The sequence below is a fragment of the Pseudomonas sp. XP1 genome, assembly GCF_053557675.1.
This window is the reverse complement of record NZ_JBNRIJ010000013.1, coordinates 104,188-112,749: the sequence shown is the minus strand read 5'-3', so window position 1 is coordinate 112,749 and position 8,562 is coordinate 104,188. Positions and strand designations below refer to the sequence as shown.

At 57.7% G+C, this 8,562-nt stretch carries 8 protein-coding genes; 5 read left to right on the top strand and 3 right to left on the bottom strand.

Features of this window, described 5'->3' with window-relative positions:
* Window positions 1-101: 101 nt before the first annotated feature.
* Together ACK1U9_RS14250 and gloB are read right to left on the bottom strand one after the other, a co-directional pair.
* Window positions 102-1,532, bottom strand: coding sequence for a transglycosylase SLT domain-containing protein (locus tag ACK1U9_RS14250; RefSeq protein WP_449109969.1), 1,431 nt, complete (start codon window positions 1,530-1,532; stop codon window positions 102-104).
* A 100-nt stretch (window positions 1,533-1,632) separates the two neighbouring features.
* Window positions 1,633-2,412 (bottom strand): hydroxyacylglutathione hydrolase, encoded by a 780-nt coding sequence (gene gloB, locus ACK1U9_RS14245; protein WP_196188689.1) that lies wholly within the window; start codon window positions 2,410-2,412, stop codon window positions 1,633-1,635.
* Between the two features lie 85 nt (window positions 2,413-2,497).
* On the opposite strand from gloB, the gene ACK1U9_RS14240 reads away from it, so the two are divergent.
* From ACK1U9_RS14240 to ACK1U9_RS14220, 5 genes are all read left to right on the top strand, one after another.
* Window positions 2,498-3,271 carry a class I SAM-dependent methyltransferase gene (locus ACK1U9_RS14240; protein WP_025339935.1) on the top strand — a complete coding sequence of 258 codons (774 nt, stop codon included), beginning with the start codon at window positions 2,498-2,500 and terminating at the stop codon, window positions 3,269-3,271.
* Between the two features lie 13 nt (window positions 3,272-3,284).
* The gene (rnhA, locus tag ACK1U9_RS14235) at window positions 3,285-3,731 is read left to right on the top strand and encodes a ribonuclease HI (protein ID WP_003261021.1); all 447 of its coding nucleotides are present in this window, start codon (window positions 3,285-3,287) and stop codon (window positions 3,729-3,731) included.
* A 185-nt stretch (window positions 3,732-3,916) separates the two neighbouring features.
* Window positions 3,917-4,210 (top strand): transposase, encoded by a 294-nt coding sequence (locus tag ACK1U9_RS14230; RefSeq protein ID WP_449109968.1) that lies wholly within the window; start codon window positions 3,917-3,919, stop codon window positions 4,208-4,210.
* Window positions 4,207-5,067 carry an IS3 family transposase gene (locus tag ACK1U9_RS14225; RefSeq protein ID WP_449109967.1) on the top strand — a complete coding sequence of 287 codons (861 nt, stop codon included), beginning with the start codon at window positions 4,207-4,209 and terminating at the stop codon, window positions 5,065-5,067. The genes ACK1U9_RS14230 and ACK1U9_RS14225 overlap by 4 nt, the downstream gene beginning before the upstream one ends.
* Before the next feature lie 414 nt (window positions 5,068-5,481).
* Window positions 5,482-8,031 (top strand): AAA family ATPase, encoded by a 2,550-nt coding sequence (locus ACK1U9_RS14220; RefSeq protein WP_449109966.1) that lies wholly within the window; start codon window positions 5,482-5,484, stop codon window positions 8,029-8,031.
* 38 nt (window positions 8,032-8,069) lie between these two features.
* On the opposite strand, the gene ACK1U9_RS14215 is transcribed toward ACK1U9_RS14220, so the two are convergent.
* On the bottom strand, window positions 8,070-8,459 hold the full coding sequence (locus ACK1U9_RS14215) for a hypothetical protein (RefSeq protein WP_449109965.1): 390 nt from the start codon (window positions 8,457-8,459) through the stop codon (window positions 8,070-8,072).
* Window positions 8,460-8,562: the final 103 nt, after the last annotated feature.

Below are 8,562 nucleotides of genomic sequence, written 5' to 3'. Positions count from 1 at the left end.
CGGCAAGCCAGCTCCCACAGGTACTGCATGACTTGAAGTCGATGCGGTCGGTGTGGGAGCTGGCTTGCCGGCGATGGGGCGCGCAGCGGCCCCGCACTACATCAATGCGAGAGGTAGACGGTGAGGGTCTGGCCTGGCTTCAGGGCATGGCCGCTGCGCGGGTTCCAGCGTTTGAGGTGCTTCATTTCCACGTTGAAGCGCTTGGCCACCAGATACAGCGAATCGCCCTTGCGTACCTTGTACTGCGTGGAGCGCTGCCCGGAGGCGGCTACCCGATTGCCAGCGGCGCTCGGCGCGCTGCCACCGCGCAGGGCCAGGACCTGGCCAGCGCGAACGCTGTTTCCGGAGAGGCGGTTCCAGCGCTTGATGTCCTTGACCGAAACGCGGTTGGCCTTGGCGATTGAGCCCAGATTGTCGCCGCGCTTGACCCGGTAGCTGCGTGCCGCCACCGGGGCCTTGGCTTCGGCCACCGCGCGGGCGAACACGGCCTTGTTCGGCTGCAGGCTGACCAGTTGCTCGGGCTTGAGGTTGGACAGGCTGTCGCTTAGCAGCTGTGCCTTGGCGGTGGGTACCAGCAGCTGCTGCGGGCCATCCACGGTCATGCGCTTCTTGAATGCCGGGTTGAGCTGGATCAGCTCGTCTTCGTCGATGTTGGCGAAGGCCGCTACCCGCGACAGGTCGAGGCGGTCGTTGATGGCCACCGCCTCGAAGTAGGGTTCGTTGGCGATCGGGTTCAGGTTCACGCCATAGGCTTCCGGCGTGAGTACCACCTGCGACAGGGCCAGCAGCTTGGGCACGTAGTCACGGGTTTCCTGCGGCAGAGGCAGGTTCCAGTAGTCGGTGGGCAGGCCGAGCCGCTCGTTGCGCTCGATGGCGCGGCTGACCGTGCCTTCGCCGGCGTTGTAGGCAGCCAGGGCCAGCAGCCAGTCGCCGTTGAACATGTCGTGCAGGCGGCTGAGGTAGTCCAGTGCGGCGTTGGTCGAGGCGGTCACGTCGCGACGGCCATCGTAGAAGCTGGTCTGGCGCAGGTTGAAGTGACGGCCGGTGGAGGGGATGAACTGCCACATGCCCGCGGCATGGGCGCGCGAGTAGGCCATCGGGTTGTAGGCGCTTTCGATGGCTGGCAGCAGGGCCAGCTCCAGCGGCATGTCACGTTCTTCGAGGCGCTCGACGATGTAGTGCAGGTAGAGGCTGCCACGCTCGCCGGCGCTTTCGATGAAGCTTGGGTTGCTGGCGAACCACAGGCGCTGCTGCTCGATGCGCGGGTTGACGTCGATGTTGTCCTGCAGCGCAAAGCCCTGGCGCATGCGTTCCCACACATCCTGTGGTGCCTGTTCGGCCGGCTTGACCAGCAACGGTGAAGGCTTGTGCTTGATCCGCGCCTGGTAGTTGTGCGCGCGAACGCTATCGGATTCGTCGAGCTGACGGGTGCTCTGGCAGCCCACCAAAGTGGCGGCCAGGGCCAGCGCACTGATTTGGGCCAGGCGCGTCAGGGCGACGGAATGAGAGGTTCTGCGGCTACGGGAAGACATCGGCTGACACAGGTTTCCGGGCGAAAAATTTCGGCGATTCTAGAAACCGCTCCGGGCCTGGTCAACCTTTGACCATCGCTTGCGATATATCTTGAGGTTATCAGAAGGTGTCCTTCCAAGACCTCAAGGCAGCAAAAACAGCGACATGCGAGGGGTTTGAATGTCCCTTCCATTCGTCTGCTTTTTGTTTAACTAATGTTTCAGAGGTGCGCAGGAAGGGGTTGGTCAGGCGCTCCATACCGATCGTTGATGGCAATGTGATGCGATTGTCGGCGCGCAAACGGGTAACGTCCTCGAACCGCTGCTGAACGTGCATGTTGTCAGGTTCCACCGCCTTGGCGAAACGCAGGTTGCTCAGGGTGTATTCGTGGGCGCAGTACACCTCGGTCTGCTCTGGAAGGGCTGCCAGGCGGGCGAGGGCAGGCTGCATCTGTTCGGGGGTGCCTTCGAACATGCGCCCGCAGCCGGCGGCGAACAGCGTGTCGCCACTGAACAGCACCGGCGTTGCCGGCTGGTCGCTGAACAAGGCGATATGCCCCAGGGTATGGCCGGGCACGGCCAGCACCTGGAAGGTCACGCCCAGCACGGTTACCTGGTCGCCTTCGTCCAGCGCCAGGTCACGGCAGGGAATGCGCTCGTGGGCCGGGCCGCATACCCGCGCGCCGGTCAGTTGCTTGAGCCGTTCCACGCCGCCGACGTGGTCGTTGTGGTGGTGGGTGACCAGGATGTCACTCAGTACCCAGCCAGGGTTGGCCGACAGCCAGCGTTCCACTGGGCCGGCGTCACCCGGATCGACCACCGCGCAGCGGCGTTTGGCAGTATCCTGTAACAACCAGATGTAGTTGTCGGAGAAAGCGGGGAGAGCATCGATCTGTATCATGGTGCGGATCCGATTCGCCTAGCGTGGCACATGAGGGCATCTTATCCGCGATGGCGCGGTGCGAGAACCTTCGAGGGAGAGCGCAATGACCGACCAAGCCTTTGCCCAGGCCGACCCGGACTGGGTCAAGCTGATCAGCCTGGCCCGTGAGTGGTTCAACGGCCCACTCGGCCAACTGATGCTCAAGGAGGAGGAAAAACTGCTGGAAGAAGAGCTCGGGCGCTTCTTCGGGGGTTACCTTGTGCACTACGGGCCCTGCGCCGAGCCGCCGCCCAGCGCGCCCCAGGTGCAGCGCAACGTGCGCCTCGGCGCGCCGCTGCCGGGGGTGGAGATCGTCTGCGAAGAGCAGGCATGGCCGCTGAGCGAGCACGCCGCCGACGTGGTGGTGCTGCAGCATGGCCTGGATTTCTGCCTTTCGCCCCACGGCCTGCTGCGCGAGGCGGCCAGCGCGGTGCGCCCTGGCGGGCACCTGCTCATCGTCGGGATAAACCCCTGGAGCAGTTGGGGCATGCGCCATTTCTTCAGCCACGGCGCCTTGCGCAAGGCCCGTTGCATCTCGCCGTCGCGGGTAGGCGACTGGCTCAACCTGCTGGGCTTCGCGCTGGAGAAACGCCGCTTCGGGTGCTATCGTCCGCCGCTTGCCTCACCGGCCTGGCAGCAGCGCCTGGCGGGTTGGGAACGGGTGGCCGGCGGCTGGCAGAGCTCCGGTGGCGGGGTATACCTGCTGGTAGCGCGCAAGATGGTGGTGGGGCTGCGGCCGTTGCGACAGGAGCGTCGCGAGCCGATGGGCAAGCTGCTGCCGCTGCCACTGGCCAAGGTCAACCGCACGGCGGCCAACCCGGATACTGAAAAGCACTGAACATGAGTGGTACATGAGCGAAAGCGTCGAGATGTTTACCGATGGTGCCTGCAAGGGCAACCCTGGCCCTGGCGGCTGGGGCGTCCTTATGATCTACAAGGGCGTCGAGAAGGAACTGTGGGGCGGCGAACGCGAAACCACCAACAACCGCATGGAGCTGATGGCCGCGATCCAGGGCTTGATGGCGCTGAAACGCGAATGCGAAGTGGTGCTGACCACCGACTCGCAGTACGTGATGAAGGGCATCAACGAATGGATGACCAACTGGAAGAAGCGCGGCTGGAAAACCGCGGCCAAGGAGCCGGTGAAGAATGCCGACCTGTGGCAGCAGCTGGATGAGCAGGTCAACCGCCACAAGGTGACCTGGAAGTGGGTGCGCGGGCATATCGGCCACCCCGGCAACGAACGTGCCGACCAGCTGGCCAACCGTGGGGTCGATGAGGTGCGCGCCAAGCGTTGAGCTGGGGTACAATTCCGGCCTTTGTAACTGATGCAAGTTGGAGCGCCCCGCGTGGAGCAGCAGCAAGATAAACGGTTCGTCGTGTTTCTCCACTGCTAGGGGAGGTGTGTAAACGAATGCTTGGGCCTGCCCCGTGACAACGGACGCCAAGAAGCGATACTTACATCGCTATCTTGGAGGTTGTCATGTACCCAACCACTCGCCGCAATTACACCGATGAGTTCAAGATTCAGGCCGTTGCGCTGTCCGAAACGCTTGGCAGGACGGAAGCTGCTCGCCAGCTGGAGATGTCTGTGAAAACGCTGGACAACTGGGTCAACGCTTCCCGCAATGGCCAGCCGTTGAGCTCTCCTGACCGTCGCGCAATCACCAGAGAGGACAGCGAGTTAGCGCGATTGCGAGCCGAGAACGCCGAGCTGAAACTGGAGCGTGAAATCCTAAAAAAGGCGGCTGTATTCTTTGCCAAAGAGTCCAGGTGAGATACGCCTTCGTCACTGAAGAACGTGCTCAGTTCCCGGTGCGTTTGCTGTGCCGGGTAATGGGCGTTTCAGTTTCAGGCTTTTACGACTATCAGCATCGGCAGGGCCGTCCAGATCCGGATGCACAAATTCGCATCGATCTACACAAGGTTTACGCGGCTAGCCGCAAGACCTATGGCCGACCACGGCTAGTCGAGGCACTACGGCAGCAGGCCTATGCGGTAGGTCATAAGCGCATTGACCGGCTGATGCATGAAGAACACATACAGGGCCGATCCAAGGGCGGTTTCAGACCGTGCACCACCGACAGTCACCATGCGCTGCCAGTGGCGAGCAATCTATTGGATCGTCAGTTCTCCGTTCAAAGCTCCACCCCAGCCTGGGTCAGCGATATCACTTACATCGCTACGAAAGAGGGCTGGCTTTATCTGGCAGTGGTACTGAGCATCCAAACCCGCCAGGTGCTGGGTTACAGCCTGGCGGAGAGGATGCCTGACGACTTGGTCGAGCGCGCTTTTATAAACGCCTGGAACGCATGCCTGGGGGCCTATGGAGTAATTTTCCACTCCGATCAAGGGCGTCAGTACGCGAGCAGCAGGTTTCGTCTCGCGTTGGCCAAGGGCTTCGCGCAAAGCATGAGTCGGAGAGGAAACTGCTGGGATAACGCCGTAGCTGAAAGTTTCTTCGCTACATTGAAGAGGGAGGAAGCCTGCGCGGTCTACCCCACCAAGAAACAGGCTCACCTGGCAATTGCCAGCTACATCCATGGGTTTTACAACAGCTGTCGACTGCATTCAGCACTGGGTTACCGTTCACCGAACGAATACGCAAAAGGCTTAAGGCAGTTGGCTCTGTAGCCAGCTTCTTGGCGTCCGTTGTCACGGGGCAGGCCCAGCTCGCTCCCCTGGAATCCCCGAAAAATTTGCTCCATCAGCGACCCCTGCAAGCGTTTACACCCCTGAAGCTCGTAATTTTGTAAATCCAGGGCCCTTTTTAGGGCTCATGGTTTACATCACTTCATTGAGCTAGCTTACAGCTCAATGCGCCAAAATCGACTCCCTCCTATCCCACCCGCTCAGCCCAACAGTCAGTCCGTCTCCTAGCAGATTCTCGAAAACCGCCTACGCTGATGCGGGCCTATCGCCATCATTTAACCCTCCCTGGCCAGAGAAGCCCCGAGGGGCACACGCGATCGGTTACGGGTCTGCCAACCCTTTCCCATCAGCCAAGCAGCGGCATACGCATCGCTGCTTCTCATGGACGCGAGAGAGATGATCGAGTCTATCAGCCTCAAAAAGATTGCAACTTACAGCCCTGATACTCCGGAAAACCTAACCGAACTCAAAGCGGTTAACGTCATATACGGAGCAAACGGTGCGGGTAAAACAACCATTAGCCGTCTGATTGCTGATCCTGGGATATCAGCGGACTGTACGGTGCGCTGGAAGAATAATATCCCTGTCCCTGCTTTGGTCTATAATAGCGACTTCATTACTGACAATTACAGCGACTCCAAGAACCTCAAGGGTGTTTTTACTCTTGGCAAGACAGATCAGATCCAGAAAGACCGACTGGAAAAGCTCACGGTTGACTGTAAGCGCTTTGAGCAGCAGCGAGATAGAACATTGCTCCAGCTCAATGGCGAAGATGGAGTAAGCGGAAAACACGCGGAGCGTCGAGAGCTGGATGCGAGACTAGTTTCCCGCTGCTGGGATCAAAAGATTAAGCATGATGAAGTCTTTCAGGGGGCGTTTAAAGGGGTTCGCAATAGCCGGGATGGCTTTAAGGCTAGAGTGCTCCAGGAGAGCTTGAACAATAAAGCACCATTGCTGAAGCTGGAAGAGCTAAGTGAGAAGGCGCGGGTGCTCTATGGGGATGCGCCAAGTGCCCTTGTTGCTGTGCCCAGTATAGATCTGACATCGCTTATTGCTCTTCAGTCTGACAAGATTCTTGCAAAGAAGATAATTGGTAAGGGTGATGTTGATGTGGCTGCCCTCATTGAGCGGTTAGGTAATAGTGATTGGGTTCGTCAAGGTATAAAGTTTCTGAAGCACAGTGATGACCATTGCCCTTTCTGTCAGCAGGCTGTTTCACATGACTTCGAAGCACATTTAAGTCAGTATTTCGATGAGACGTTTGAAGCGGATGTAAAGGCGCTGAAGGAATTCAGTGAGCTTTATTTTTTGAGAGCAAATGACGTCGTGGAGCGGTCGCAGAACTTGCTGGAGAATGATTATCAGCATTTAGATAAGGACGTCTTGGGTCTAGAGGTTAAGGCGCTTGAGGCGCTAATAAAAGTTAATGTTGAGCGAATTGTCAATAAGATATCTTCGCCAAGTCTGGCGGTTGAGTTGGAGTCGCTCAGTGATCTGGGCGAAAAGCTCACTAAGCTTATTGCAGATGCCAACAAAAAGATAAGTGAGCATAATCGGCTTGTCGCCGGTTTCAGCGCTGAACAATCCAATCTGACATCGGAAGTATGGAAGTACCTGCTTGAAACTGAGCTGAAGCAGACGCTTTCAGACTACACGGCTGATACTGATCGTCTTGATAAAGCTATCGAAGGCTTGACTAAAACGTTAGAGACGGCCAAGGGCGATATTTTACAAGCAAATGCTGATATCGCTACGATCGAAGCTTCTCTCACCAGTGTGCAACCGACCGTAAAAGCCATTAATGAGTTGCTCAGAGATTTCGGGTTCCGAGGATTCTCGCTGGCGGTTGCGCCTGGAGAAAATTCTTATAAGCTCCTCAGGTCAGACGGAACTGATGCGCGAAAGACATTGAGTGAAGGTGAAAAGACCTTCGTTACCTTCTTGTATTTCTACCATTTGCTAAAGGGCAGCACTACGACATCTGGCGTCACAACTGAGCGGATCGTGGTTATCGATGATCCTGTCTCCAGCCTTGATAGTGATGTCCTCTTTATTGTCAGCAGCTTGATCAAGCAGATTTTTACTGAGGTGCGTCAGGCTAACAATGTTATTCGGCAGATTTTCGTTCTGACCCATAACGTTCATTTCCACAAGGAAATTACCTTTAGCCCGCTCCGTCGTGGCACCAAGGCGTGGGGTGACGAGACGTTCTGGGTTGTCCGCAAGCCGGATCATCACTCGAAAGTCGAGGGTCACGCGCACAACCCTGTCAAAACGTCATACCAGCTCTTGTGGGGAGAGTTGCGTAAGAATCCTCTGCCTACATTGACGCTGCAAAACACCATGCGCAGGATTTTGGAGAACTACTTCAAGATCTTAGGTGGCATCGACACCGATAAGCTCTTGGAAAGTTTCCACGGTCACGAGAAGGTGCAGTGCCAGTCCTTGATCAGCTGGATCAACGACGGGTCGCACTACTCCCCCGATGATTTGTTCGTGGCCATTGGCGACAAGATGGCAGCCAGCTACATGAAAATTTTCTTCAAGATTTTCAAAGCGGCCAATCACCTGGCGCATTACGAAATGATGATGGGTGAGGACTATAAGGATCTCACCGCTGACGATGTCGAAGCTGAACAAGGTGGTGACGTTGACGGCGATTCTGACGCTGGATCTCAAACAGAGGTGACGGGAGAAGAGGCGCCCTTGGTTGCAGCCCACATTCCGGTAGCCGAGGAACCGATCAGGGTCGATCCATTACCTGGTGCAGCACCTGTAAAAGTAGATCCGCCAAAGCCAGCTCAACGCCAAGCGATTCAGCCGGGGCTTCTTCCCCCTGACCCACCTAGCGCCCCGAGCACCGTCAGTTCACCTGACGCGCCCCGCACGCCTGAACCTCCCGGAGCACCTGGCGATGACCAGGACTTAGATTCGATACCGTTCTGACCTCATCAGCCCAGCGTACTGCCTTGTGCGCTGGGTGTTCAGGCCGGAGAGGTAAATGGATCAGCGTCTGCCCAGTCGTCCATGATCTTCGCCGTCGCACGCCGATGCTGTTCAAGGGCGGGGATGTTCTGCGGGGTGACCCACGGCTGATCAAGGTACTCCATAGGACTGAAGTCAGCTGTGGCCACAACGCTCCCAAAGGCGTTGTCGTAGAACGGCAGACCGTCGTTACACACGTATAGCTCGCGGGTGAGCAGATCTGGGCGGTTTTCAATTTTTTGGATAAGGCTCCAAACGGAGCCCGTCTTGGCATCATGATCTACTAGCTTGCGAATCCCGAGGGTCACGATGTTTGCATAGCTAGGTTGATGGCCATTCCTACCCTTGACGTTCAGTCCTGAGCGAGCTTCTGCGCCTACCTTCATCATGCGCTGCCGCCTGCCGCCTCACGCCAAGCCCCTGGGCAGCGAGGTTAATTCAGGAGAAGTAAACTCCCGCGCAACACTATGATCTCTCGGGTAGGCGCCTATG